This window comes from Corynebacterium sp. HMSC034H07 (assembly GCF_001815175.1).
In the GTDB taxonomy this organism is placed as follows: Bacteria; Actinomycetota; Actinomycetes; order Mycobacteriales; family Mycobacteriaceae; genus Corynebacterium; species Corynebacterium hiratae.
This window is the reverse complement of sequence record NZ_KV819499.1, coordinates 25,372-51,350: the sequence shown is the minus strand read 5'-3', so window position 1 is coordinate 51,350 and position 25,979 is coordinate 25,372. Positions and strand designations below refer to the sequence as shown.

The 25,979-nt window shown below is 60.4% G+C and carries 22 protein-coding genes; 12 read left to right on the top strand and 10 right to left on the bottom strand.

Annotated elements, in window-relative coordinates:
* The first annotated feature begins 16 nt into the window (after positions 1 to 16).
* Both HMPREF3009_RS01960 and HMPREF3009_RS01955 read left to right on the top strand, forming a co-directional pair.
* The gene (locus tag HMPREF3009_RS01960) at positions 17 to 394 is read left to right on the top strand and encodes a hypothetical protein (protein ID WP_049157524.1); all 378 of its coding nucleotides are present in this window, start codon (positions 17 to 19) and stop codon (positions 392 to 394) included.
* Positions 395 to 538: 144 nt separating this feature from the next.
* A complete protein-coding gene (locus tag HMPREF3009_RS01955; protein ID WP_070516890.1) occupies positions 539 to 1,249 on the top strand; it encodes a VIT1/CCC1 transporter family protein in 711 nt (236 codons plus the stop codon).
* A 132-nt stretch (positions 1,250 to 1,381) separates the two neighbouring features.
* Here the strand turns inward: HMPREF3009_RS01955 and HMPREF3009_RS01950 are convergent, their stop codons facing one another.
* Together HMPREF3009_RS01950 and HMPREF3009_RS01945 are read right to left on the bottom strand one after the other, a co-directional pair.
* On the bottom strand, positions 1,382 to 1,915 hold the full coding sequence (locus tag HMPREF3009_RS01950; protein ID WP_070516888.1) for an alkylhydroperoxidase, AhpD family: 534 nt from the start codon (positions 1,913 to 1,915) through the stop codon (positions 1,382 to 1,384).
* A gap of 44 nt (positions 1,916 to 1,959) precedes the next feature.
* A complete protein-coding gene (locus tag HMPREF3009_RS01945; RefSeq protein ID WP_046648222.1) occupies positions 1,960 to 2,553 on the bottom strand; it encodes a peroxiredoxin in 594 nt (197 codons plus the stop codon).
* A gap of 173 nt (positions 2,554 to 2,726) precedes the next feature.
* On the opposite strand from HMPREF3009_RS01945, the gene HMPREF3009_RS01940 reads away from it, so the two are divergent.
* Positions 2,727 to 3,686: a hydrogen peroxide-inducible genes activator gene (locus tag HMPREF3009_RS01940; protein ID WP_070516885.1), complete on the top strand. Its 960-nt coding sequence runs from the start codon at positions 2,727 to 2,729 to the stop codon at positions 3,684 to 3,686.
* Between the two features lie 164 nt (positions 3,687 to 3,850).
* On the opposite strand, the gene HMPREF3009_RS01935 is transcribed toward HMPREF3009_RS01940, so the two are convergent.
* Positions 3,851 to 4,933 (bottom strand): hypothetical protein, encoded by a 1,083-nt coding sequence (locus HMPREF3009_RS01935; protein WP_049157529.1) that lies wholly within the window; start codon positions 4,931 to 4,933, stop codon positions 3,851 to 3,853.
* Between the two features lie 110 nt (positions 4,934 to 5,043).
* Between HMPREF3009_RS01935 and hrpA the strand changes: the two genes are divergently transcribed.
* On the top strand, positions 5,044 to 8,919 hold the full coding sequence (gene hrpA, locus HMPREF3009_RS01930; protein ID WP_070547107.1) for an ATP-dependent RNA helicase HrpA: 3,876 nt from the start codon (positions 5,044 to 5,046) through the stop codon (positions 8,917 to 8,919).
* A gap of 4 nt (positions 8,920 to 8,923) precedes the next feature.
* Here hrpA and nrdR read toward each other — a convergent pair whose 3' ends face one another.
* Entirely contained in the window at positions 8,924 to 9,382 is a 459-nt protein-coding gene (gene nrdR, locus HMPREF3009_RS01925; protein ID WP_046648225.1) for a transcriptional regulator NrdR, read from the bottom strand.
* 777 nt (positions 9,383 to 10,159) lie between these two features.
* Between nrdR and lexA the strand changes: the two genes are divergently transcribed.
* Together lexA and HMPREF3009_RS01915 are read left to right on the top strand one after the other, a co-directional pair.
* Positions 10,160 to 10,882, top strand: coding sequence for a transcriptional repressor LexA (gene lexA / locus HMPREF3009_RS01920; protein WP_046648227.1), 723 nt, complete (start codon positions 10,160 to 10,162; stop codon positions 10,880 to 10,882).
* Between the two features lie 372 nt (positions 10,883 to 11,254).
* Entirely contained in the window at positions 11,255 to 12,037 is a 783-nt protein-coding gene (locus HMPREF3009_RS01915; RefSeq protein ID WP_046648229.1) for a DeoR/GlpR family DNA-binding transcription regulator, read from the top strand.
* A gap of 105 nt (positions 12,038 to 12,142) precedes the next feature.
* Here the strand turns inward: HMPREF3009_RS01915 and ptsP are convergent, their stop codons facing one another.
* Entirely contained in the window at positions 12,143 to 13,837 is a 1,695-nt protein-coding gene (ptsP, locus tag HMPREF3009_RS01910) for a phosphoenolpyruvate--protein phosphotransferase (protein WP_070679659.1), read from the bottom strand.
* 237 nt (positions 13,838 to 14,074) lie between these two features.
* Between ptsP and HMPREF3009_RS01905 the strand changes: the two genes are divergently transcribed.
* Genes HMPREF3009_RS01905 through HMPREF3009_RS01895 form a run of 3 tightly spaced genes read left to right on the top strand, consistent with a single transcriptional unit; the run spans position 14,075 to position 17,482 of the window.
* A complete protein-coding gene (locus tag HMPREF3009_RS01905) occupies positions 14,075 to 15,046 on the top strand; it encodes a 1-phosphofructokinase family hexose kinase (protein ID WP_070679656.1) in 972 nt (323 codons plus the stop codon).
* Positions 15,047 to 15,069: 23 nt separating this feature from the next.
* Positions 15,070 to 17,154 carry a PTS fructose transporter subunit IIABC gene (locus HMPREF3009_RS01900; RefSeq protein WP_070679653.1) on the top strand — a complete coding sequence of 695 codons (2,085 nt, stop codon included), beginning with the start codon at positions 15,070 to 15,072 and terminating at the stop codon, positions 17,152 to 17,154.
* Between the two features lie 58 nt (positions 17,155 to 17,212).
* On the top strand, positions 17,213 to 17,482 hold the full coding sequence (locus HMPREF3009_RS01895) for an HPr family phosphocarrier protein (protein WP_010190265.1): 270 nt from the start codon (positions 17,213 to 17,215) through the stop codon (positions 17,480 to 17,482).
* A gap of 364 nt (positions 17,483 to 17,846) precedes the next feature.
* On the opposite strand, the gene HMPREF3009_RS01890 is transcribed toward HMPREF3009_RS01895, so the two are convergent.
* The gene (locus HMPREF3009_RS01890) at positions 17,847 to 19,127 is read right to left on the bottom strand and encodes a uracil-xanthine permease family protein (protein ID WP_070679650.1); all 1,281 of its coding nucleotides are present in this window, start codon (positions 19,125 to 19,127) and stop codon (positions 17,847 to 17,849) included.
* 34 nt (positions 19,128 to 19,161) lie between these two features.
* A complete protein-coding gene (gene hflX / locus HMPREF3009_RS01885; RefSeq protein ID WP_070679647.1) occupies positions 19,162 to 20,640 on the bottom strand; it encodes a GTPase HflX in 1,479 nt (492 codons plus the stop codon).
* A gap of 122 nt (positions 20,641 to 20,762) precedes the next feature.
* Between hflX and HMPREF3009_RS01880 the strand changes: the two genes are divergently transcribed.
* Positions 20,763 to 21,545, top strand: a complete 783-nt coding sequence (locus HMPREF3009_RS01880) for a hypothetical protein (protein ID WP_046648241.1) — start codon at positions 20,763 to 20,765, stop codon at positions 21,543 to 21,545.
* Between the two features lie 21 nt (positions 21,546 to 21,566).
* On the top strand, positions 21,567 to 22,100 hold the full coding sequence (locus HMPREF3009_RS01875) for a hypothetical protein (protein ID WP_070679644.1): 534 nt from the start codon (positions 21,567 to 21,569) through the stop codon (positions 22,098 to 22,100).
* Positions 22,101 to 22,118: 18 nt separating this feature from the next.
* Here the strand turns inward: HMPREF3009_RS01875 and dapF are convergent, their stop codons facing one another.
* From dapF to HMPREF3009_RS01860, 3 genes are read right to left on the bottom strand one after another with little or no spacing between them, the layout of a single operon-like run.
* Positions 22,119 to 22,955 (bottom strand): diaminopimelate epimerase, encoded by an 837-nt coding sequence (gene dapF, locus HMPREF3009_RS01870; RefSeq protein ID WP_070679641.1) that lies wholly within the window; start codon positions 22,953 to 22,955, stop codon positions 22,119 to 22,121.
* 11 nt (positions 22,956 to 22,966) lie between these two features.
* Positions 22,967 to 23,893 (bottom strand): tRNA (adenosine(37)-N6)-dimethylallyltransferase MiaA, encoded by a 927-nt coding sequence (miaA, locus tag HMPREF3009_RS01865; protein WP_070679639.1) that lies wholly within the window; start codon positions 23,891 to 23,893, stop codon positions 22,967 to 22,969.
* Positions 23,893 to 24,525: a hypothetical protein gene (locus tag HMPREF3009_RS01860; RefSeq protein WP_046648247.1), complete on the bottom strand. Its 633-nt coding sequence runs from the start codon at positions 24,523 to 24,525 to the stop codon at positions 23,893 to 23,895. Before HMPREF3009_RS01860 ends, miaA begins: the two co-directional genes overlap by 1 nt.
* Positions 24,526 to 24,656: 131 nt before the next feature.
* On the opposite strand from HMPREF3009_RS01860, the gene HMPREF3009_RS01855 reads away from it, so the two are divergent.
* Positions 24,657 to 25,973, top strand: coding sequence for a DUF349 domain-containing protein (locus HMPREF3009_RS01855; protein WP_070679636.1), 1,317 nt, complete (start codon positions 24,657 to 24,659; stop codon positions 25,971 to 25,973).
* The last annotated feature ends 6 nt before the right edge of the window (positions 25,974 to 25,979 follow it).

The following is a 25,979-nucleotide window of genomic DNA, read 5'->3' as shown; positions in this document are numbered from 1 at the left end:
TACAGTGGGTGGCGCTATGAATACTCCAGACTCCCCAGCCACCAGTATTCGCCTCGCAGGCGTTCACTTTGAAACGCAGGATGACGCCGTCACGGTCCACTGGCTTCTCGGAGGCCTTCCCCACCACCGTGACGTCGTGTTTAAGCTACACACCCTCGATCTTCAACTCATCATCCACTTTGAGCAAGACCAGCTCGCCTCCATGGAAATCGCTTCCTTTGGTGAGGACACCAGGGATGCCCACCGGCCCGTCGATTATCACTACATCTACACCCCCGAAGAGCTCGTAGTCACCGTGCCAACGGCTCATTTTGAACTCACCGACCAGGTTTTCACCATGGGTCTGTCTGTGGACGGCGCGCCGTGCGGCGAGTGGACTGGAACTATTACCTAAGCCTCCACTTTCCCACTTGAGCTAAGCCTACACACGCTTTACAGGACGTTGACCAGCAACAATACTGGAGAATAGAAAGTTCTCTAGACAATTGCGAGAGCCCTAGAGCACGATGCGGACACCCTAGACTTCGAGGAGCTGGCAATGCCCCACCATGGCAACGAACCCCACGGATCTTCGCACAACGCACGTCTCAACTCTTTGCGGGCAGGCGTTCTCGGCGCCAACGACGGTATCGTCTCCGTCGCCGCGCTTCTACTCGGAGTGGTGGGCTCGGGGGCGTCGGCAAGCGCCATCCTCACCGCAGGCTTGGCTGCTACCGTGTCCGGTGCCGCCTCCATGGCGCTCGGAGAATACGTCTCGGTGTCCGCGCAGCGCGACTCCGAGCGGATGATGATCGACAAGGAGACCCGCGAGCTGGCGGAAATCCCCGAACAAGAACATGCTGAGCTCGTCTCCATGCTTGCCAGCTACGGCATGGGAACTGATACCGCAGACACCGCAGCGCGCGAAATCGCCGCCGAGGATCGGCTGCTGGAGGCACACCTCCGACTTGAAATGGGCATCGACGGCGAGGATCTGACCAATCCCTGGCATGCGGCTTTCTGGTCCGCAGTATCCTTCCTCGCCGGCGCTGCGCTGCCCCTTCTATCTATTTTCCTCGCGCCGATGGACAAGGCGGTAATCGTTGTGGCCATCGTGACACTTTTTGCCCTTGCCATCACAGGCTACGTCTCCGCCCGCCTCGCTGACACGAACACCGGGCGCTCCGTCCTCCGCCTCGTCATCGGTGGCGCACTGGGCCTGGCCGTCACTTATGGCATCGGCGTCGCTATCGGCGGGGTCGTCGGCTAGGCAGAAAAGAGCCGCCCGACGCGACCTCTACGCACCGACGCCCCTCCCCGATGGGCCAAAACAGAAAGCCCCACCTCCCGCCTAATGCGGGCAGTGGGACTCTACGTTTAGCTAGAAAAGTGCTAGCTGGTTTTACTCAGCGGTGCGCACGGCCTCGGCCTGCAGCGCCTGGGCCACAGCCTCGATGACGCCAGCTACCTTGATACCTTCCCAGATCTGCTCCTTGGTCACGCCCTCTTCCAAGAGAGTGTTGGCGTGAGCGGACAGGCAGTGCTCGCAGCCGTTTATGGCGGAGACCACGGTGCTCCACAGCTCAAACGTGGCCTTCTCCACGCCAGGCTTAGCGATGATGTTCATGCGAAGACCGAACTTGACCTGAGCAAAGTCATCGCCCAACCAGCTCTTTGCGCGGTAGGCCACATTGTTCATAGCCATCACCGTGGCAGAGCCGAGAGCTGCGTCAATTGCCTCTTCGCTGAGGTGCTCGCGGGCTTCCTCAAGAATCTCCGACAGTACCAAGTCATTGCGGGTAGCGGCCGCGGCAGCAACCAAGCTTCCCCACAACTGCTCCTCGTTCAGTTCGGTCGTACGAGTAAGGGTACCGATGTTGAGCTTCTGATCCTTGGCATATGCCGGAAGCGCGGACTTCAGGTTTTCGATGGACATTGATGTAACTCCTTTAAGGTTGGACGGTTGTGCTTAGTGCTGCTTTACAGAGCGGACTGAACAACCTCGAGCTTGTCGATGTTCTTGGTCGGGTCATTAGCCTCCCAGTTGCAGGCACAGACCTCTTCGGACTGCAGGGCGTCCAGCACACGCAGAACCTCATCCACGTTGCGGCCGACAGCATCCGGAGTCACGGACACGAACTGGATAACACCGTCCGGGTCGATGATGAAGGTAGCGCGGTCAGCAACACCGTCGGCATTCTCCACACCGAGGGCACGGATCAGGTCGTGGCGAATATCAGAGAACATCGGGAACGGAACTTCCTTCAGCTCCGGGTGGGTTGCACGCCAGTTGAAGTGTGCGAACTCGTTATCGGTGGAGCCGCCAAGGACCTGGGTATCGCGGTCCAAGAACTCCTCATTCAGCTTGCCGAAGGCCGCAATTTCAGTCGGGCAGACGAAGGTGAAGTCCTTCGGGTAGAAGAACACAACCTTCCACATTCCCTGGTACTTGTCCAGAGATACCTGCTCGAAGTAGTCCTCCGGCTGGTTAGCGTTAACGTCGTGGAGGTCACCGCCCTTCAGTGCGGTCAACTCGAACTCTGGGAACTTCTCGCCAACGGTCAGGATAGGCATTAAAGGCTCAACTCCTTATAGTGTCACAACAATGCATAACTGTGATGCAACTCTCTACAACCACACACCAATCTGCCTTTTAGCAGGTACGCGGTCGCTCACCTGCCAAGTATGCCACGGAAGGCTTCGCGCGTCAATAGGACCGACGAATTAGAAGTGTTACAGTTATAGGCATGAACAATAAGGAGTATCGTCCGACCCTCGCCCAGTTGCGTACCTTCGTCACGATCGCAGAGAACAAGCACTTTGGCTCCGCGGCCGCCAAGCTCGATATCTCCCAGCCTTCGCTCTCCCAAGCCCTCGTCGCGCTCGAGCAAGGACTGGGAGTGCAGCTCATTGAACGCTCCACCCGCAAGGTCATCGTGACGTCCACCGGCGAAATGCTCCTGCCCTATGCAAAGGCGGCCCTCGAAGCCTCCGATGCCTTCCTGAGCCAAGCCCGCGGCGCCAACGGCACACTCACCGGTCCCCTCACCATCGGCATCATCCCGACCATCGCGCCCTATATCTTGCCGGGTCTGTTGCGATCCATCGATGATGCTTACCCCGATTTGGAGCCCCGCTTCGTCGAGGAGCAAACCCAGCATCTTCTGGATAAGCTGCGCGAAGGAAACCTTGACTTAGCCGTTGCTGCACTACCCACTGAGGCTCCCGGCATGGTGGAGATCCCTCTCTACACCGAGGCCTTCACCGCAGTAACTCCAGCGGCGCATCCACTCGCAGGGCGCGATGACCTCACGCTGTCGGAGCTCGAGCATCTCGATTTGCTCTTGCTTGATGACGGCCACTGCCTCCGCGACCAAGTCCTCGACCTGTGCCGCCGCGCGAAAGTGAACCCCTCCGAGGCCACCAACGCCGTCACGCGCGCCTCGTCATTGACCACTATTTTGCAGCTTGTCATGGGAAACCTCGGCGCCACACTCGTACCTGAATCCGCACTCGTTACGGAATGCCAGAACCCGCAGCTTGCCGTTGCTCGCTTTGCCCCTTCGGTAACAGCAGAGCGCCAGGTGGGGCTCGTTTTTCGCTCCTCTGCCGCCCGCGCCGATGAATACCGCACTTTCGGGACACTGGTCACCAGCGCATTTGAGGACGCCGTCGAGCGCTCTCGGGACCTCTTTTCGTCTCCCTAGTCAGCTCCCTCTGATCAACACGCGTGCCCCAGCGCGACACTCAAAACGCCAAAGCCGCCACTGACCGGCCTCCTTGTCTAGGCCCTCCTCTGTGAAAGGGCTATCCGAAGAGGACAGTCAGGGCGGCGGCGCGCGTTAAATGCGCTACGTGTGGCCTTTAGTGTTTAGGCTGCGGGGGCATAACGCCCTTGACACTGGCGGCACAGGTGCGCGGTTGCCAGCTGCATAGCCGGTGCGATGACTACCAGCGCCAAGCCCAACGTGATGAAGGACGCGGCAAACATGAGAGCCGTAAGAACGATGAACAGCAGGATGTGGCTGTAATTCTGTTTGCCTAGCTTGAGCCCCTGCGAGAACGCCTCACCGATTGAGGAGGTATCCGCTGCCAACCAGGGCATGAGGGTAAAGAAGGGCTGGATGAATAGCCCGATCAGCATGAGCACGGCGAGAATACCGAAGATGGAACCGACGAGCGCGAGAATCTCCCCGTCTCCGAGGTTCTCGACGTTCTGCATATCCATTGCAGAGGCCCCGCCGAAGCCCACAGCAAACACAATGACGACAACAATCACGAGGGCTATAGCGCCAAGAATACCCAGGACCAGGTTCACCACAAGCGGCGACACCCAGCGAACACCTTGGAAAAGAGTGCCCCACGTGGGGCTTGGCTTATCGATCTCGCGATAGGCCAAGCGGTACACAATCAAAGAGATAACGATGGAGAGTATAGACACGGCAAAGGAGAAGAAGCTCACCATGACGCTCGCGCCCGTACCATCGGCGTTCTGCTCGCCAACGCTGATGCCAATTTGTGGAATAACCTGAATAAAGAACACCACGACAGCACCCAGCACCCACAGCATCGCATTACCCAGCGCAGCCTTGAAGCCCCATTTGATCGCCTCTAGGGCGCTGACTGGGCCCGTGTAGGCAGGGCCGGCGCCCGGACCAGGGCCCTCATATCCGGAATCGCCTCCGTAGCTTGCCCCGGCGTATCCCGGCTGACCGGCGTTGTAGGCGCCATAGGAATTGCCACCATAGGGCTGAGCGCCGTAGGACTCGCCACCGTAATTGCCATAACTGCCGGACTGGCCGAAGCCAGCCTGATCCTCTGGGTGCGTGGTGGGTTCATACCGCGGCAGGCCGCCATTGTTTCCCGAGGAGTTATTGGCGTTGTTTCCCGGATTGTTGCCGAACCCGCCGTGGGAGCCGTTGTCATCCGGTTTCGGATCAAAAGGATTGGTCATACACTTCTGCCCTTCTGTAATCTCTTTTCACACAGTCACCACAAGAGTACCAATTTCTCCACCTCGACCTGTGAGCGAAAAGCACTTCCGAGTAGACTTCTAGGTCGACTATGACTGCTACTCGCGAAGACCTCTACAACGCCCTCACGACAGTTTCCTTGAGTGATGAGCGTGCTTTCCGCCGCCGCCTCCGCAAGGCTCGCTCCCCCAAAGCGCTTGCAGCTATCGGGGCTGATATTGCATCTGCCCAGGAAAAAGTGAGCGCCATCGACGTAAACGTGCCGTCGATTTCCTACCCCGAGCAGCTTCCCGTTACCGGACGGCGGGACGATATCGCCGAGGCCATCGAGAATAATCAGGTGGTCATCATTGCCGGCGAGACTGGTTCGGGCAAGACCACTCAAATTCCCAAAATTTGTCTAGAGCTCGGCCGTGGACGCCGGGGTCTCATCGGCCATACCCAGCCGCGACGACTCGCAGCACGGACCGTCGCCGAGCGCATTGCGGAGGAACTCGGCCAATCAATCGGGGACTCCGTTGGCTACGCCATCAGGTTCGATGACCGTGTCTCCTCGACCACAGCCGTGAAGCTCATGACCGACGGCATCCTGCTGGCGGAAATGCAACGCGACCGCTTCCTCAACGCCTACGACACGATCATTATTGATGAGGCCCACGAGCGGTCCCTCAATATCGATTTTCTCCTCGGCTATCTCAAGAGGCTGCTTCCCAAGCGTCCGGATCTCAAGGTCATTATCACCTCCGCGACGATCGATCCGGAGCGTTTCGCCGAACACTTCGCTGACGCTGAAGGGAAGCCCGCGCCGATCATCGAAGTGTCCGGGCGCACCTACCCGGTAGAAATCCGCTACCGTCCCCTCGAAGTCGAGTCAGGGGGAAAGACCATTGACCTCGATCCACTGGACGCCCTGTGTGAAGCCATCGAGGAGCTCATGGCGGAAGGCGAAGGAGATATCCTGTGCTTCTTCCCAGGCGAGCGCGATATCCGCGATGCAATGGAAGCGATTGAGGGGCGTCATTGGCGCAACGTGGAAGTCACTCCGCTCTTTGGGCGCCTGTCCAACCAGGAGCAGCATCGCGTTTTCCGCTCACACAAGGGGCGCCGCATCGTGCTCTCCACCAACATCGCCGAAACCTCCCTGACGGTGCCGGGCATTCGCTATGTCGTGGATACCGGAACCGCACGTATCTCGCGCTACTCCACCCGCACTAAGGTGCAGCGATTGCCCATCGAGCCGATTTCCCAAGCCAGCGCTAACCAGCGTTCAGGGCGGTGTGGTCGCGTGGCCGATGGCATTGCTATCCGTCTGTATAGCGAGCAGGATTTCCTCTCCCGGCCGGAGTTTACCGACCCTGAGATTCTGCGCACTAACCTAGCCAGCGTTATTCTCCAAATGATTTCGCTGCGCCTCGGCGACATCGCTGATTTCCCCTTCGTCCAGGCCCCAGAGCCCAAAGCCGTGCGTGACGGCCTGCTCCTCCTCCACGAGCTGGGCGCACTCGAGGGCAAGGAGAAAGACGGGCTACCGGTGCTGACACGCATTGGGCGGGATCTTGCCCGCATCCCGGTAGATCCGCGCATGGCTCGCATGCTCGTTGAAGCCAACACCTCCGGATGCCTGCACGACGTCATGGTCATCGTTGCCGCGATGACAATCCAGGATGTGCGCGAGCGCCCCATCGACAAACAGGCCCAAGCCGACCAGGCCCATGCTCGCTTTAAGGACAAGTCCTCAGACTTTATGGCGATGCTCAACCTGTGGGACTTTGTCCAAGAAGCTCGCGATGAGATGAGCGGCAATGCTTTCCGCAAGCGGATGAAGGCAGACTTCTTGCATTACATGCGCATCCGCGAGTGGTTTGATCTGGTTCGACAACTCAGGGATGTCGCTAAGCAGCTCGGTTGGACGGCCCAGGAGAGCACCGAGCGCCGAGCGGATGACATCCACATGTCCCTGCTGTCTGGCTTGCTGTCCAATATCGGCGCACGCGATGGAAACTCTAAGGAGTTCATTGGCGCACGAAATACCCGCTTCCTCATCTTCCCCGGTTCAGCACTAGCAAAGAAACCGCCAGAATTTCTCATGGCGGCTGAGCTGGTGGAGACCTCACGTTTGTGGGCCCGCGACGTAGCGGCCATCGACCCCGCTTGGGTAGAAAAGCTGGCCAAGAACCTGCTCAAGCACAACTATTCGGACCCGACGTGGTCGCGCAAGCGGGGCTCCGCGGTAGTCACCCAGCGCTCGACCCTCTACGGAGTCACCGTGGTGGCCGATCGAACCGTTCCCTACCATCGCGTCGATCCCGTTGCGGCACGTGACATGTTCATCCGCAATGCGCTTGTCGACGGCGACTGGACCACCCACCATAACTTCTTCCACGACAACAAGCGCAAGCTTGCCGAGGCTTCCGAATACGAAGAAAAAGCACGGCGCCGCGGTCTCGTTGTAGACGAGGACACGCTTTTCGACTTCTACGATCAGCGCATCCCGGAATCTGTGACCACTGCCCGACACTTCAACTCGTGGTGGAAGAAACAGAAAAACAAGCATTCTCTGGACTTCGACCCAGAAGCACTCCTCGAGGATGACCACGATGTCACTGAGGACGCCTTCCCGGATCGGTGGTTGAAGGGAAGCATCGATTACGACCTGTCCTATAAGTTCGAGCCAGGTGACCCGCTTGACGGCGTCACGCTCAGGGTTCCCGTTCCACTGCTGGCCGGATTGGATACTGAGGGATTCGACTGGCTCGTGCCGGGCCTGCGTCTAGAGCTTGTCACTGAGCTGATCCGCTCGCTACCGAAAGCGCTGCGCCGTACTGTGGTTCCGGCCCCCGAGTTCGCTGAGCGGGCCTTGCCCAAGCTCCTTCCCTATGAAGGAGCGCTCATCGACCAGCTCGCAGCTGTGTTACGGGACATGGGCGGCCAGGGCATCAACGCGGCTGACTTCCGCCCTGATCAGCTCCCGCCCCATTTGCGCATGAACTATGCCGCAGTGGACAAGCGGGGCAAGATCATCGATTCCGATCGCGATTTGAAGGCGCTCGTGCAACGCCAAGCCGGGCATATCTCGTCCTCCGTGTCGCGCGTCGGCCGCGCCGCCGAATCCGCTTCCGTCAAGGAATGGTCGGAAGACACGCTGGGCGCTATCGATGAGGAAGTGACCACGGTGGTTGATGGGCATGAGGTCACCGCTTATCCTGCACTTGTCGCTACGAAGGAGGGCGTGGCGCTGAAGGTGCATCCAACCAAGGCGGCTGCCGACGCCTCCATGATCACCACCACCCTGACGCTGCTACTCCGAGAGATTTCCGTAAACACGCAGCATATGGTCAAGGGCCTGCCCCTGCAGCAGCGGGTTGCTGTCGACGCCTACCCGCACGGCGGGGCCGAAGGTCTCGTCAACGATGCTCGGGTCGCCGCAGTACGCGACATCATGATGGAGAAGGGCGGGCCGGTACGAAGTCCTGGTGAATTCACCACTCTTCTCAACGCGGTTAAACCGGAGGTGCCAGGCCGCGTCCGCCAGGCGGTGGTCGCGATCGCCCCAGGCTTGGCAGAGTATTCGAACCTCAACGCTGAGCTCAATCAGTGGGAGGGGCCGGCAATCGATGATATTCGCGGTCAGCTGAAGTTCTTGTTGCCCCCGAATGCGATCACTATGCACGGCATGCAGCACCTTCGCCACCTGCCGCGTTATATCCAAGCCGCGCGCATCAGGCTCGAGGACATGAATCTAGACCCGGATCGGGATGCCGACCGCCAAGCCGATGTCGACGAAGCGAAGGCATATCTGAACAATCGTTTGCGCACGCTGCCCGCCGGCCGCGAGAAGACCCGTGAGGTCAAGGACATCTACTGGATGATCGAGGAGTTGCGCGTATCGCTCTTCGCACAACGCCTGGGTACCGCGCATGCGGTGTCCGTGCGGAGAATCCAAAAAGCCGCGGACAAGCTGCGCTAAAACGTTAGAAGCTGTCGCGGTCGCGCCGGCGCATGAGGCGAATTTCGGATTCAAAGTCGTCGGCGCTCTCAAAAGACTTGTATACCGAGGCGAAGCGAAGATAGGCCACCTCATCGAGGTCACGCAGGGGTTCCAAGATAGCAAGGCCGATATCGTTGGCGTTGACTTGTGACGATCCGTGACTGCGCACGGTTTCCTCGACCTCTTGCGCAAGCTTTTTCAAGGCATCATCGCTAACATCCCGCCCCTGGCACGCGCGCTTCACGCCGCGGATTAGCTTGTCCCGGCTGAAAGGCTCGGCCAAGCCATTACGTTTGACCACCGACAAGACAGCCTTCTCGATGGTGGTAAACCGGCCTCGGCATGCAGCACACTCGCGACGTCGGCGAATTGACGTTCCACTGTCGATCACTCGGGAGTCAATCACTCGTGACTGTTCGTTGTGACAGAACGGGCAATACACTGTGCCGTATCCTTCCTCTCGACCGCTGCGCAGACGCCTTCCGGCCCCTCGGGAAGTCTAGCGCGAAGAAACAACCGCTGTGGCTGATGCACCGCTAGCGCTAGGGGCCTCACCATCAATACTAAGACCACCCCACACGGTGCCGATAAATACCGCTGCACCGAAAACTGCTCCAAGAACATAGTTACCTACGTTCGAGCCGCTACGGCGAGGTAGGGACGCAGCACGCTGGTATGAAACTGAGGAATCCCCTATTCGATCTGTGCGCCCCTGTGTTCTATCTCTCGGCTCGAGCGTTCGAACACGCGACAAACCACTTTCACGCGTTAACGCGAACGAGTGACACCGCTCAGGTTCCCACACGGCCGCGGGCGGGACGAGCACAGGACCCTTTCCGGACTTCTCGGGAGTTACTCCATGCAGAGCAGAGCTAGTATTAAGTGCAATGGCCATGACAGTTCCTTTCCAGGACTTCTTCTTCATTGTGGTGATGCCTGAAGTGTAAGAGCGAGGTTCGACATCGTCGAACACTTCCATCGACCAACCGTTCGATTTGGTCTGTATGTTCGATTTATAGCAGGCGCTCGAAAGTTTGTCCACATCCAAGCGGCGTTAGTCGAACATTTTTTCTTTACGTGCTAAAAAGGAAACGGAAACACCAATACGGCGCACGCCACGATGAGCAACCAACGAGACGTCACCGCGATGCCCACCAGCGTCCTGCACGCCTCAACCCGACGCGCTGTTTTGCGCACACCGATAGCCCTAGGAGTAAGAATGCCCCGCAAGCCGAAGCGAAGCGACCAACCTACCCTCGACTCACTTTCCGCCCGTCAGCGCCGCATCTTGGAAGTCATCCATGACGCTGTCATGCTGCGCGGGTACCCGCCAAGCATTCGAGAAATCGGCGATGCAACAGGCCTACAGTCCACGTCTTCCGTGGCCTATCAGTTGAAGCAACTAGAGGAGAAGGGCTTTCTTCGCCGCGATCCAAACAAGCCGCGCGCCGTTGATGTGCGCCACTTCCCCGGCGCCGACGATCCAAAGAAGCCGGGCCGCAAAGCCGGGCAGGCCAACACCACAGCAGGGCAGTCCACTCCCGACGTCCCCGAGGATGCAGCAACGCCGAACTACATCCCAGTAGTCGGCCGCATCGCCGCGGGCTCTCCTATCACCGCCGAAGAAAACATCGACGGCTACTTCCCCATGCCAGGTGAGATCCTGGGAAGCGGCGAGCTTTACATGCTGCAGGTCGTCGGCGACTCTATGCAGGACGCCGGAATCCTCAATGGCGATTGGGTTATTATCCGCTCCCAGTCCGTCGCCGAAGAAGGCGAATTCGTCGCTGCACTCCTCGAAGGCGAAGAAGCAACTGTAAAGGAGTTCCACCGCGATTCTTCTGGAGTGTGGCTCCTCCCCCACAACGACGCCTACGCTCCCATCAAGGGCGATGAGGCCGAAATCATGGGCAAGGTTGTATCGGTGTTCCGCAAGCTTTAGGCACCCCTAAGCCACAACTATCCCTCCCCCAACCGGTTGCCCACGCCACCGCTTATTTCCACTCGGTGCGGGCGAACTGGAGGGAGGGATTTTTTCTTTTTACCCCCTTGTGTGTGTACATGTCCGAATCGCGCCGTTTAAGCGTCCGACATCACACATTTGCAAACATGCAGTATAAACATTGTTTTTCTCGCACGTTTGCCGCCAGCAATGTGAGCTTTTATTTGTTTGGTTCCGTTTTGTTCGCATTCAGTGGGACAATAGAAGCATCGCCGCAACATTCGTTGCTCTCTTCGCTCACATGCCCCGGCCCCACTTATTATCACCGCCGGGCGCAGCGACTACCACAGGCAAACTTCACTGGGAGGAACTATGTACGCAGAAGAGCGTCGCCGACAAATTGCGTCATTGACCGCCGTCGAAGGCCGAGTCAATGTCACTGAGCTTTCCGAACGCTTCGATGTTACCGCTGAGACGATTCGCCGCGACCTCGCGGTCTTAGACCGGGAAGGAGTTGTCCACCGCGTTCATGGCGGTGCGGTTGCTTCCCAATCGTTCCAGACTGCAGAATTTACACTCGATACTCGTCAGCGTTCCGCCACGGGCGCGAAAATGGCTATCGCCCGCGCCGCACTAGAGCAGCTTCCCGACGGGGGCAGTATCTTCATCGACGCTGGAACTACCACCAACGCCCTCGCTGACCTCATCGGACAGCGCTATTCTGCTGGCCAGTTCAGCATTGTGTCGAATAGCCTACCGATCGCCCTCTCGTTGGCCAGCAATGGTGTTTCCGAGGTGCAGCTCCTAGGCGGCACGGTGCGCGCGATCACCCAAGCCGTCGTCGGCGATACCGCCCTTCGCACCATGGCGCTGATGCGCGCAGATGTTGCTTTCATCGGCACCAACGCCCTGACCATCGACCATGGGCTATCCACGGCGGACTCACAGGAAGCAGCTATCAAGTCGGCCTTTGTTACCAACGCGCATCGCGTCGTCGTCTTGTGTGACTCGTCGAAGCTCGGCAATGACTATCTGGTCAGCTTTGCCTCGCTCGATGAGATTGATGTCGTCATTACGGACGCCGCTGCTCCAGCCGCCTACGTCGAAGCCCTGCGCGAGCACGGCATCGACGTGATTATCGCTTCGGAGAAATAGGCGGTTTCATCCCACGACCGCGTAAGGGCGGTGTGGTTCCCCGAGGGGCCTCTCGGGGAACCACACCTCCCTGTTTCAGCAGCGGCCTAAACCAAGCTAGAGCTACTAGGCAGTCTGGTATTCCTCCAGCAGCGCAATCACTGCGGATCGCGCATCTGCTGGGCTTTCGGCGTTGATAGCCGCCTCCGCCATCTTCTGGCACTGCTCGAGTGTGAGCTCAGCCAGCTGTGCACCAACGCCCGCAACTGCGGTCGACGCTGCGGACAGTGAGGTGACTCCAAGGCCAGTCAGCACGCAAGCGAGCATGGGATCGGCGGCGGCCTCACCACAGACACCAACCGGCACATTGTTATCGCGACCCACCACGCACGTGTGCTGGATCAAACGCAGCACGGCCGGCTGCCACGGATCGGTCAGGTAGGCCAGCTGCGGCGACAGGCGGTCCGCGGCCATCGTGTACTGAGTCAAGTCATTGGTACCGATGGACACGAAGTCGAGGTGCGGCATGATGGTATCGGCCATCAGGGCCGCTGCAGGCACCTCAATCATCGCGCCGGCGATGAGCCCGCGCTCACGACACAGTTCAGCAAACCACTTCGCCTCTACTGCCGTGGCCACCATGGGCGCCATGACCCAAGTGGTAGCGCCATCAGCACGCTTTTCCGCGGCCTGTGCGATGGCGTCGAGCTGACGGGTGAGAAGCGCCTCGTTGTTTCGGGCGATGCGCAGGCCGCGCACACCCAAGGCCGGGTTCTCCTCAGAGTCCAACGTGGCGTAGGAAATCGGCTTATCCGATCCGGCGTCGAGCGTTCGAACGACGACCTTGGATTCGGGGAAAGCGTTGAAAACCTTGCCGTAGATGCGTGCCTGCTCCTCCACGGTCGGTTCTTCGCTGGCAGAGAGGAAGGAAAGCTCCGTGCGGTACAGGCCGATCCCCTCTGCCTGCGAATCCGAGGCGATGCGAGCTGCGTTCCCGTCGGCCACGTTGGCCAACAGCTGCACGCGGTGACCGTCCTTGGTCTGGGCAGGGCCACGCCACTCGGCCACTCGCGCTGCCTTCTCGCGGTATTCCTCAACTGCCTTAAGTGAGGTGTCACGATCCGCGCCAAGGGACACCGTTCCCACGGAACCATCGACGAAGATCTGGGTTCCCGCTTCAATCGAGCGGAGATCAGCGCCGACCGCCACAATGCACGGAAGGTCGAGCTGACGAGCAATAATTGCCGTGTGGCTGGTGGGGCCGCCCAGCTCGGTCACTAGCGCCTTGATGTGGGTGGTGTCCAAGGTTGCGGTATCCGCCGGTGCAAGGTCATCCGCCAGCAGCACCGCCTCCCCTTCAACCATGGGCAGGCCCGGTTCCTGCTCACCGCGCAGTTGTGCGATGACGCGGTCGCGCACGTCCTTGAGGTCAGTCGTACGCTCGGCCATTACGCCGCCGGCAGCCTCAAACATGGTGACAAACCTGTCTGTGGCACCAACAACTGCATATTCGGCGTTCTTGCCGCTGCGAATACCTTTGCGCACTGCCTTGTGCCAACCTCGGTCCTTGACCATTCCAGCAGTAGCGCCCAGAACTTCTGCTGCCTGACCTTCAGCACCAGCGGCACGCTGCTCTAGCCTGCTGGCAACGATGTCGGCGGCTTCGAGGAAGCGATCGTATTCAGCATCACGTTGCTCCTCCGCCACGGTTTCTCCAGCCGTGGGCAGTTCTGGGCGTGGGCGAACCCACACCGCCTCAGCGTATGCAACGCCGGCGACGACGCCGGTGCCTTTAATGGTGGATGGGGATGCGTTTTCCATGACACATTTCCTTACGGAGACGATGTTTTCTCTATCCAGATCATCACAAGTCGGTCAAAAATGCAACGAAAACCACAGTGATTCCGTTGACATTCGGACACATACGGGCAATAATCAACATTAAGCAACATTACTTTCACGCTGACCACGGGCAATCCGCACGGGAGTTCTTGTTTAAGCCGCCGAGGCGCGTTTGCCCCCAATATACGCACTCCGCGAAAGGGGACATTGTCCACAATGATCCTTACCTTGACCCCCAACCCAAGCATCGACGCCACCGTGCGCCTAAACGAGGAACTCGAGCCTGGTGCTGTACACCGCGCAGGGTCTGTATCCAGCGTTGCCGGCGGTAAAGGCGTCAACGTTACGCACGCCGTAACGCTCGCCAACGTCGACAGTCTGGCCCTTCTACCGGCTGTGGCCTCAGACCCTTTCTTAGCCCTCGCCGCTGACGCGTCTATCCCCGTACACGCCGTGCCGGCACATGGCGCGGTGCGCACCAATACCACCCTGACCGAACCGGATGGCCGTACGACCAAACTCAACGGACCCGGCCCCACGCTCGATGAATCAGTTCAGCACGACGTGGCGCAGGCCGTTGCTGAACACTGCGCTGACGCCGAGTGGATCGTCATGGCGGGCTCTCTTCCCCAAGGCGTTCCTACAGATTGGTACACGCAGCTCATCTGTGTCGCGCGCGAAGCCAACCCCGGCATCCGTGTAGCCGTCGACACCTCCGATGCCCCTATGGTGGCTCTCGGAGAAAACCTCGAAACCGCCAGCCCCGACCTCATCAAGCCGAATGGTCTTGAGCTTGGCCAGCTAGCCAACGTGGATGGTCAGGCCCTCGAAGCTGCCGCCGAGAACGGTGATTTTAGCGGTGTGGTCAAGGCCGCGAGGGTCGTCGTCAAGCGCGGCATCCCCGAGGTTCTCGTCACCCTGGGTGGCGCTGGCGCAGTGCTGGTCACTGCCGATGAAGCGTGGGCCGCTACTCCCCCGCCGATTACCCTGCGCTCTACCGTGGGTGCCGGTGATTCTTCACTCTCCGGCTATATCCTCGCCCGCCGCTCGGGTGCCTCCTACTCGGAAGCCCTGCGCCAAGCAGTGGCCTACGGCTCGGCTGCCGCAGCGCTCCCAGGAACCCAAATACCAACCCCTGAAGAACTCGATATTGAACACACGACGGTTCAGGCCGTCACCGACCTTTAGCAGTACTGAGGAGTACTTACCCGATGTCATCAGAACTCATCACCACCGACCTTGTGGCGCTTGACGCCGACTTCGGTGGCAGCATCGAATCAGTCATTACCAACCTGGCCACGCTTGTCCATGACACCGGCCGCGCCACCTCCGTCGAAGAGCTGGCCGGCCCCGCCATCGAGCGTGAAGCCAAGGCCGGCACCGGTGTTCCCGGCGGCGTTGCCATCCCGCACTGCCGCTCCGCCGCAGTGTCTGAACCCACCTTGGCCTTCGCCCGCCTCTCGCGCGGCGTGGACTTTTCCGGCCCCGATGGTGACGCCCACCTGGTATTCCTCATTGCTGCCCCGGAAGGTGGCGGTAAAGCACACCTGAAGATCCTCTCCAAGCTTGCCCGCGCGCTGGTGAAGAAGGACTTCCTGGAGGCTCTGCGCACCGCGCAGACCAAGGAGGAAATCGTCTCCCTGGTACTCGACGTGGTTAACGCCGAAAAGCCAAAGAAGAAGGCTACGGCCAGCGAATCGGAACCTGCAGCTGCAGCTGCAGCGCCTGCGGCGAGCAAGGCTGCGGATTCACAGAAGACCCGCATCGTGGCCGTCACCGCATGCCCGACCGGCATTGCCCACACATACATGGCGGCCGACGCCCTCACCCAAACCGCCGAGGAGCGCGACGATGTCGAGCTCACCGTAGAAACCCAGGGATCCTCCAACAACACCGCTGTTTCGGCAGACACCATCGCGGCTGCCGACGCCGTCATTTTCGCTACCGACGTCGGCGTTCGCGACCGGGAGCGCTTCGCTGGTAAGCCCGTCATTGAGTCGGGCGTCAAGCGCGTCATCAACGAGCCGGGCGTAATGCTCGATGAGGCCATCGCTGCGTCCAAGAATCCCAATGCGCACAAGGTGGCAGGCACGGCAGGCGCAGCCTCCTCTAGTTCCGCGGAAGAAGGCGAAGGACTGGGCTGGGGCAAGCGCATTCAGCAGGCCATCATGACCGGCGTGTCCTACATGGTGCCCTTCGTCGCCGCCGGCGGCCTCCTCTTGGCCTTGGGCTTCCTCTTCGGCGGTTACGACATGGCCAACGGATGGCAGGCCATCACTACTGATTACTCCCTTACCAACCTGCCGGGCCATGACGTCATGATTGATGGCGAGATGATGACCTTCCAGAAGGCAGGATTCGCCCTATACATCGGCGCCGTGCTCTTCGCGATTGGTCAAGCATCGATGGGATTCATCGTGGCGGCGCTCTCCGGCTACATCGCCTTCGCACTGGCAGGCCGCCCGGGCATCGCGCCGGGTTTTGCCGGCGGTGCCATTGCGGTCACCCTCGGTGCAGGCTTCATCGGTGGTCTGGTCACCGGTCTCATCGCTGGCTTCGTTGCGATGTGGATTGGCAAGTGGAAGGTCCCGCGCTGGATCGGCTCTCTCATGCCTGTGGTTATTATCCCGCTGCTCGCCACGATGATTACTGGCCTGCTCATGTACCTGCTTCTCGGTGCCCCGCTGGCCGCCATCATGGAGGGCCTGCAGAACTGGCTGTCCTCTATGTCCGGTTCCTCCGCGGTCCTTCTGGGCATCATCCTGGGACTTATGATGTGCTCCGACTTGGGTGGCCCGGTCAACAAGGCTGCTTACCTCTTCGCTACTGCTGGCCTGTCCACGGGTGATGAGGCTTCCATGAAGATCATGGCCGCCGTTATGGCCTCCGGCATGGTTCCGCCGATTGCACTGTCCATCGCTACCTTCGTACGCAAGAACCTGTTCACGCCTGCGGAGCAGGAAAACGGTAAGTCCGCCTGGCTGCTGGGTCTGTCCTTCGTCTCCGAGGGTGCTATCCCGTTCGCTGCTGCCGACCCGCTGCGTGTCATCCCGTCGATGATGCTCGGTGGCGCAGTAGCAGGTGCTCTGTCGATGTCCCTGGACGTCATGTCTCGCGCCCCGCACGGCGGTATCTTTGTTATCTTCGCCATCGAACCTGCGTGGGCCTACTTCGTGGCTATCCTTGCCGGCGTCATCGTGTCCGCCATTGCGGTCATCGCGATGAAGCAATTCTGGCCTAACAAGGCTGCTGAAGAGGCTGCTGCGAAGGCAGACAAGGCCAAGGCCGCCGCCTAGCGCTTAAGCCGCGTACACTTGTAAACACGAAACTCCGTAATTCGAAAGGATTATTATCATGGCTTCTAAGACCGTCAAGGTTGGCTCCTCCGTCGGACTGCACGCACGTCCGGCCTCCATCATTGCCGATGCCGCCGCTGAGTTCGACGAGGACATCTTCCTCACCCTCGTTGGCGATGAGGACGAGGATGAGACCGATGCTGCTTCCTCCCTCATGATCATGGCTCTCGGCGCCGAGCAGGGCGACGAAGTCACCGTGACGTCTGAGAACGAGGCCGCTGTGGAGAAGATTGCGGGTCTCATCGAGCAGGACCTCGACGCTTCCTAAAGCATTTTCCGTCTATAGAACGGCAGAGCTCCCGCTTCCCTCTTTGCTGAGGGTAGCGGGAGCTTTCTGTTGCTTGGTTGTCTAGCACAAGGTTCCAGTCATCAGGCTCTACTCAAACGGTTCTGTTGGGGGCAAGGAAACCAAATAGAGGTGCCTAGAAGGTTCATTTGACCTCAGAAGAACCTTCTGACCCAAACCGTTTGAATGGAACCATGTGTATGCGCGTCTTCATACCGCAGAGGGACCGAAGTAAAAGCACCTTATGCAGATTCCTGCACGAATTCACCTGGGGCTTTCTAAATCAAAGCCCCCAGATGGTGCCTTTACTCCGGTCCCTTATCCTCGCTAGTCGGCGGAAGCGCCTCTAGTACTTCGCGCCGCGGCCCTCACCGATGGTGCTATAGAGCTTCTTCATCACCGGGTAGAGCACGATTATGCCGACAGAGCCCCAGGCAATACCTTCCAGCGTCACGCCGAAGACGTCGAGGGTGAGGTTGCCAATGCCCGCGATGAGCGCCACCGCCGCCGCAGTGAGGTTGACCGGGTTGTTGAAGTTGACCTTGTTGTCCATCCAGATGCGCACGCCGAGCATGCCGATGAGGCCGTAGAGGACGATGCAAGCGCCGCCCAGCACGCCGGTGGGAATGGTGAAGATGAGCGCGCCGAACTTCGGGATGAAGGCCAGAGCTATGGCGGTGATAGCAGCGACCCAGTAGGCGGCCGTGGAGTAGACGCGGGTCGCGGCCATAACGCCGATATTCTCCGCGTAGGTTGTGGTGCCGGAGCCGCCGAAACCACCAGCCAAGGAGGTAGCCAGGCCATCGGCAATGAGAGCGTCGCCGGCTAAATCATCGAGATCGCGCTTAGCCATCTCCGAGACCGCCTTGACGTGGCCGACGTTTTCCGCAATCAGCACCACCAGCACTGGAAGTGCTGCCGCGATGGCGGAGACGTGAAACTCCGGCGCATGGAACTGCGGGAAGCCAATCCAGGCTGCTTCGCGGATGGACTCCACGGCCCCCTCGCCCAGGTTGCCCGTGGCCGCCGCGAAAGCCCAGCCGACGACGACACCGATAAGAATCGACAGACGCGAAACCATGCCGCGACCGGCCACGGTGGCCAGGATGATGACCGCCAGCGTCACCGTGGCAACTAGAGGCTGGCTCGAATAATTGCTGGCAGCATTGGGTGCCAAGTTAAGGCCGATCAGTGCCACAATGGCGCCGGTTACGGCCGGCGGCATGACGGCGTCAAGAACCTTGCGGCCCGCTGCCTTCACCGCGAAACCAATGGCTACCAAGACCAGGCCAGTTACTAAGACAGAACCTGCCTGCGCGCCAATGCCATACTGCTGGGAGGCGCTCAGCGGTGCAATGAACGCGAAGGAGGAGCCCAGGTAGGAAGGCAGGCGGTTGCGGGTAATCAGGAGGAATAGGATTGTTCCCAAGCCTGAAAACAGCAGCGTGGTATTGACCGGGAATCCGGTCAGGGTGGGCACCAGCAGGGTCGCGCCGAACATGGCCACCACGTGCTGCATGCCGATGCCGATAGTGCGGCCCCAGCTCAATCGTTCTTCGGGTGCGACAACCGCGCCCGGCTTAATCGTTTTTCCGTCCCCGTGGACGGCCCAGCCAAAATTACTCACGAACCATAATTATGGCTCACGGGAGCACCGAAACCTAAGCGTCCTCACCAATCACGCGAAATTCGCTGAGTTCGGCGGCGATGGAGGCGGGCAGGCGGACGTCGACAAGCGTGCCCTCCCCCGTGTACTCCTCGCTGCGCACCGTACCCTGAGTATGGATGCGATCGACCACGTCCCCGCGAGTAAACGGAATGAGCAACTGCACATGCTCGTCCTGAGAATTGAGGAAGAGCTCCACGCGCGTGGTGAGCTCCTCGATGCCCTCCCCCGTCTTGGCGGAGACATACACCACGTTGTCACGGTCGAGGGCGTGGCGAAGCTCCGCCAGCACCAGCGGATCGGCCTGGTCTATCTTGTTGATGACGATGATCTCCGGCGGGGCCTCCTCGCCGGTTTCCTTCACGATGTCATAGATGACCGCATTAACCGCCTCAATTTGCTTCAGCGGGAAGGGATCTGAGCCGTCCACGACGTGCAGCATCAAGTCTGCTGCGAGGACCTCCTCCAAGGTGGACTTGAAGGCCTCCACCAACTGTGTGGGAAGGTGGCGGACGAAACCAACGGTATCGGTGAAGACGACCTGGCGGCCATCAGCAAGCTCGGCGCGCCGGGTGGTGGGGTCCAAGGTAGCGAACAGCGCATCCTCCACCAGCACGCCAGCGCCCGTCATTGCGTTGATGAGCGAAGACTTACCAGCGTTGGTGTAGCCGGCGATCGCAATCTGCGGGATCGTCGATGACGCACGGCGCGAGCGCTTAATCTCACGCGCCGTCTTCATCGCCTTAAGCTCCTTCCGCAGCAGCGCCATCTGCGTGCGGATACGCCGACGGTCCGTCTCAATCTTGGTTTCACCGGGGCCGCGCAGACCGACGCCGCCGTTGGAACCAGCACGGCCGCCCGCCTGGCGCGAGAGGTTGCCGCCCCAACCACGGGTATGCGTATAGAGGTATTCCAACTGCGCGAGCGAGACTTGGGCTTTGCCTTCCTTGGACTTGGCGTGCTGCGCAAAAATATCCAAGATGAGCATGGTGCGGTCGATAACTTTGGTGTTGAGAGCGCGTTCCAAGGCAGAGAGCTGGCCGGGGGTTAGCTCGCCGTCGCACACCACGGTATCCGCGCCAGTGGCAGCCACGATATCCTTGAGCTCGTTCACTTTGCCGGAGCCGATATAGGTACCCGGGTCCGGCTTATCGCGCTTTTGATACAGGGCTTCTACTACTTCGGCTCCCGCGGTTTCCGTGAGCGCCGCGAGCTCCGACATCGTGGCCTCAACCTCGGCCACGGTGCCTTCAGTCCACACTCCTACGAGGACTACTTGTTCAAGGCGCAGCTTGCGGTACTCCACTTCGTAGCCGTCGGTGGTGTCTTCTGCGCGAATGGTGGTCTCGCGGGTTACTCGGCGGAAGGCGTTGCGCTCAGCTAGGTCGAGATCACCGGTAGTCGGCTCCGGTGAGGTGGGCGCGGGCTCACCAAAAGCCTGCGCGAGGAGATCATCATGGGTTTCTTTTGTCATATGCTTTCTATTCTTGCACGTCACGCCTCTTAACAGGGAATCTCCGTTGCACACGACCTTGTGCCGATCCCGGCGGCAAGGCTCACCGACAACATTTTTGAGTCATCGCGGCGCCAGATACAATGGGCCGCATGACCGTCAAAGAGACCACTCACCCAGAGATGCAGGCCATTGGCCTCAACTACGAGCGCTGGCAGGACGCCGTCGAAGCAGCCATTTCGACCAACCAGCTGGCAGTCACGGGGGAGGTTCGCGGAGGACAACTCATTCAGTTCTCGGATCCTTCCGGGGCGCAACTCAATATCCTTGCCGTCGAACCTTTCGCCACCTTCATTGGGTTTGAGGGCGTCACCCAAGGCTTCGCCCACGTCTCTATGATCAACGATGTCTTGGCTTACCTGGACATCATCGATCCTTTCGGAAACGTTCTCGCGCAAGCGACGGCGAACTTGGCGCAGGGCCCGCTCTTGGCTGATGAGGACACCCAGCAGTGGCAGCAGGTAGAGCTTACTGCGATGGGTCTCGATGTCACCGCGTTCGACAACGCAGATGCCTACGAAGCCGAGAAGGGCACCTACCCAGCCACGTTTGAATCCACCGGTGCGGCAGTTGTTGCGGCCGGTTCCGGCGCCGAATCCCCTACCCCGGGCTGCACTTTTTCCGCTCGGGTTATGGAGTCCGAGTGGCGCCACAACCAGCTCACCGGTGAGCGCTTCATGCACCTCGTCATGGATGGCACCTTCCCCTTCGATCTGTGTCTGCCGGAGAGCTTTGGCGAGCTGCCGCCGAAGGATTCCGTGCTTGCGGGTTCGGCGATGCTGACCGCCTCTATCGCGCTACCCACCGGCGGCTGTGGCAGCGACGGCGGCTGCGCCTGCGGCTCTGGAGGCTGCGGCGGCCACTAGGCATACCGTAGAGTCGTAAGCATGAGTTTTTCCGCATCTCAGCGTCAGGGTTTTGCCCTGCTCCTTGCCGGGGTTACCGCTACGGTACTGGTTCTGACGCTGAAGCTGCCGGGAGTTATTCTCGCCATCTTTATCTGCGGGGCGCTATGGCTCTTGGCCGGCGCCCGCCCCGATGCCTCGGAACATGCGGCGCTGAGGGCTTCCATTGCGCTCACGGTGGAAGACATCACGGGCGTCCTCGAGGACTACGCCACGTTTGCTACGAGCGACGATGCTGAAGCACTAGCGGACCGCACGCTTCACCGCCCGGCGCTTGCCGACGTCGACTGCACGAACCCCACTATCGAAGCGTTCCACTACAAGATGCATGGCGCGCAGCGTTTCTTGCGCCGCCTCGATGCGCGGGTTAATTCGCCAGATACTGGCACCAGCGAACTCGAATCCTTGCTCAAGGTGGCCGATGATCGGGCCGCCGAACTCAAAGAAGCCTGGCTGGCCGCCCGCCGCGCTGCCTTGGCCTTGGGCACCAACTACAAAAAGGGGGACGGGCGCTAAACGCCGTCCCGAAAAGCCCTATAGTGAGGTTTCGCCTGTTGCTACGATGCGCGAAGGCCCCGTCAGCGTGGAGCCATCTTCGGTGATTTCCACCTCTACCTCGCCGCCCGGAACGATGACGCGGACGCGGCCGGTGGTGTGGGAGGCATCGGCAAGCGCGGCGCACGCTGCCGCTACCGTTCCGGTGCCGCACGAGCGGGTCTCCCCTGACCCGCGCTCGAAGACGCGCATGTGAATCACACCATCGCGCAAAGGTGTCACCAACTCTACGTTGACGCCTGCCGGGAAAAAATCAGTGTCAAAGACAGGCTGCTCAAGGCGCTTGCCAGCCAAGGCCTCTGCGCTAAGCCCCGGGATAACGGCCGCCAAATGGGGGTTTCCCACATCCACTCCTAGCCCGGCGAAGCTCTCTCCTGCCATCGAGGCGGTGGAGACACCGAGCACCTGTGCTGGCCCCATCTCCACGCTAACTTCGGCCTCAGTCTCGTTGAAAGAGTGCACGGTAACCTGCTTGGCGCCGGCGCGCGTGCCTACGGTGAAGGTGTCTTCTTCCACCAACCCACGGGAACGGACCCAATGCGCGAAGACGCGGGTGCCGTTGCCACACATTTCCGCCACGGAGCCATCCGCGTTGCGGTAGTCCATGAACCAGTCATCGGCGTTAATACCCGGCGCGAGCTCATCGATTTCTCCAGAAGCGAGCAGTTCACCGGCGCGGATGACGCGCAGTACACCGTCGGCGCCGATTCCCGCTCGACGGTCACACAGTGCCACTACCTTTTCCGCTGGTAGCGGCTCGGTTCCCTCCACAATGACGAAGTCGTTCTCAGTTCCGTGGCCTTTAGCAAAGTTCATAGCAGTAGAGTCTAACGCCCTTCGAGGACACGCAAAGCCTGCGTTCTCGTGTCAGCCGCAGCATCCAACCAGTGGATCCGCTTATCGCGGTTGAACCAGGCGCGCTGGCGGCGCACATAGCGGCGGGTTCCGGTGATAGTGCGCTCCACTGTCTCCTCCCATGTCAGCTCTCCGCGCTGTGCTTGGAGAACTTGGGCATAGCCAATCGCCCGCCCGGCCGTAGACTCAGCCTTCAAGCCGCGGATTTGGAGGCTCTCTACTTCCTCCACCAGCCCCTTGTCGAACATGAGGCGGCTACGCAGCTCGATGCGCGGGTTCAACCAGCTGGCTTCCGTGCGCAACCCGAGGATTCTCGTGCCCCACCGGGGCGGGGCGTTCTTCGGTGGCTGGCTGGCTTTGAAAGGCTTGCCCGTGAGCTCAATGACTTCCAGTGCGCGCACGGTACGGCGCGGGTCCTTATCTTCGATGATGGCCGCGGCTGCCGGGTCCACGCTGGCAAGCTCTGCGTGCAAGGCATCGGTACCAATCTCTTGGCGCCGGGCTTCCCAGCGAGCGCGCACCTGCGCATCAGTGGGTGGGAATTGCCAATCATCCACGAGTGATTGGACATAGAGCATGGAGCCGCCCACCAAGATCGGGGTGTTGCCACGCGCTCGAATACTCTCGATATCCGCGATGGCAGCGGACTGATAGCGCGCTACCGACGCCGTTTCCGTCACGTCCCACACATCGAGCTGGTGGTGCGGGATACCTTCGCGCTCCTCCATCGTCAGCTTGGCCGTGCCGATGTCCATGCCCCGGTAAAGCTGCATCGAATCGACGTTGACTACTTCCCCGGCAAGCTCGTGCGCCAAGGCGACTCCGAGTGCTGATTTTCCGGAGGCCGTCGGCCCTACGACGGCAATCGGGGTTGGGCCGCTACTGAGAGTCTCTGGCATTAGCACTGCCACCCCGCCACATAGCGGCCCACGCCCAACGTCGAATCTGCAGCCCGGAGTTCTGCATGATGCGGGTGCACGCCTGCTAGCTGCGCCCACAGTGCCGTTTCGAGCACTCCCGTCGAATGGAGCAGCTCTTCGTCACAGTCTTCCTCCGCGCCGGCCAGCACGCTCTCGCACCACAGGTGAGTGTCCCGCGCACCCTCGACGAGGGCGAGCGGCGCGCGCTCTGTCAAGCCTGCAGAGCCATCAACGCACACTATTGTGAACCGTCCGGAACGCACTTCCCCTAGGGAGGCGCGGGAGTCTTCCACCGTGAAGGCGTGGTGACTGCTTTCTGCCCCGAGCGCGCTAGTGAGTACGTAGCGGGCCATGATTTCGGGCAGGTAGTTTCCGCCGCCGACGTCGACCTGGGGTGCGCCCCACGCTCTCAAACTTCCCGTGCGCTCGGTACGCCAGCGCGCATCGCGCGATCCCACGATGTCGACCTTAAGCGGTGCCCTACCGTTGACGCGTGCGGCATCACGTGCGAGCTCGCAGGCGGCGCTAAGGAGCGCGCGCGAAGCGTCATCGCTCGGTGACAATTCTTCCGCCAAGGCCGGTGAGGCTGGCATAACCATGAGATTTTGCATCAACTCCCATCCTATAAGGTTAGTTTTTCGGGGTTAACACGCGGCTGCGCGGCGGAAACGGTAGTGTTGTGTCACATAAGTTCTGGCAGCCGTGTCGCGCGGCGCGATAATACCGAAGGTGGTTTCTTAGCATGTCCGCTATTCCTTCCCCTGGAGCCATGCCTCGCAAGGGCGCTCGTCCCGGCCCGTCTTCCTCTGCCCCGGCAGCACGTCCCGTGCAGCCCGCAAAAAACGATCCGGCCCAGTGGGGCCGCGTTGATGCTGATGGATCGGTATTCGTCAAGGCCCCCGAAGGCGAACGCAAAATCGGCGAGTGGCAGGCCGGCACCCCGGAAGAGGGCTTGGCGCACTTTGGTGCACGCTATGACGATCTGTCCACCGAGATCGAACTACTAGAATCCCGCCTCACAGCCCATCCGGGCGATGCTGCGTCGATCAAGGCGACTGCTGCGGAACTGCGAGAGTCCCTACCTACACAGGCAGTAATTGGTGATATCGCGGCACTGGACAAGCGCCTAGCCACTATCATCGAACACTCCGTGGAAGCCGGTGAGCAAGCACAGGCTGACAAGGCTCGTCGCCGCGAAGAAGCCATTGCCAAAAAGGAAAAGCTCGCTGCCGAGGCCGAGGACATCGCCGCCAACTCGACGGAGTGGAAGGCCGCCGGCGACCGTATCCGCGCCATCTTGGAGGAATGGAAGCAGATCCGTGGCATCGACCGCCAGACGGATGATGCCCTGTGGAAGCGCTACTCTCGCGCCCGTGACTCCTTCAACCGCCGCCGCGGCTCCCACTTCGCCGAACTGGATCGCAACCGCGCGGCCGCCCGCGCCAAGAAGGAAGAGCTGGTAGAGCGCGCAGAAGCCATTAAGGACTCCACCAACTGGGGCGAAACGGCGCGCGCGTACCGTGATCTCATGACGGAGTGGAAGGCTGCGGGCCGTGCCCCTCGTGAGATCGACGACAAGCTCTGGGCCCGTTTCCGCGCCGCCCAGGATCACTTCTTCAACGCCCGCAACGCCGTTAATGACGAGCGGGACAAGCAGTTCGCAGAGAACGCCGCCGCCAAGGATGCGCTCATTGCGGAATATGACTCCCTGATTGATCCCACCAAGTCGATCGACTCGGCGAAAGCCAAGCTGCGGGAGCTGCAGGAAAAGTGGGAGGAGATCGGTTTCGTTCCGCGCAACCAGGTGCGCGAGTACGAGGCCAAGATCTCGGCGCTGGAAAAGCGCGTGAGTGACGCCGAGGATTCACAATGGCGCCGGACGGACCCAGAGGCCCAGGCCCGCGTGGCCCAGTTCCAGTCCAAGGTCGATGATTTCACCGCGCAGGCAGAAGCTGCCGAGGCCAAGGGCAACACCAAGAAGGCGGAAGATCTGCGTGCCCAGGCCAAACAGTGGCAGGAATTCGCCGATGCCGCAGCGGCTGCTGTCAACGACAAGTAGCACCCT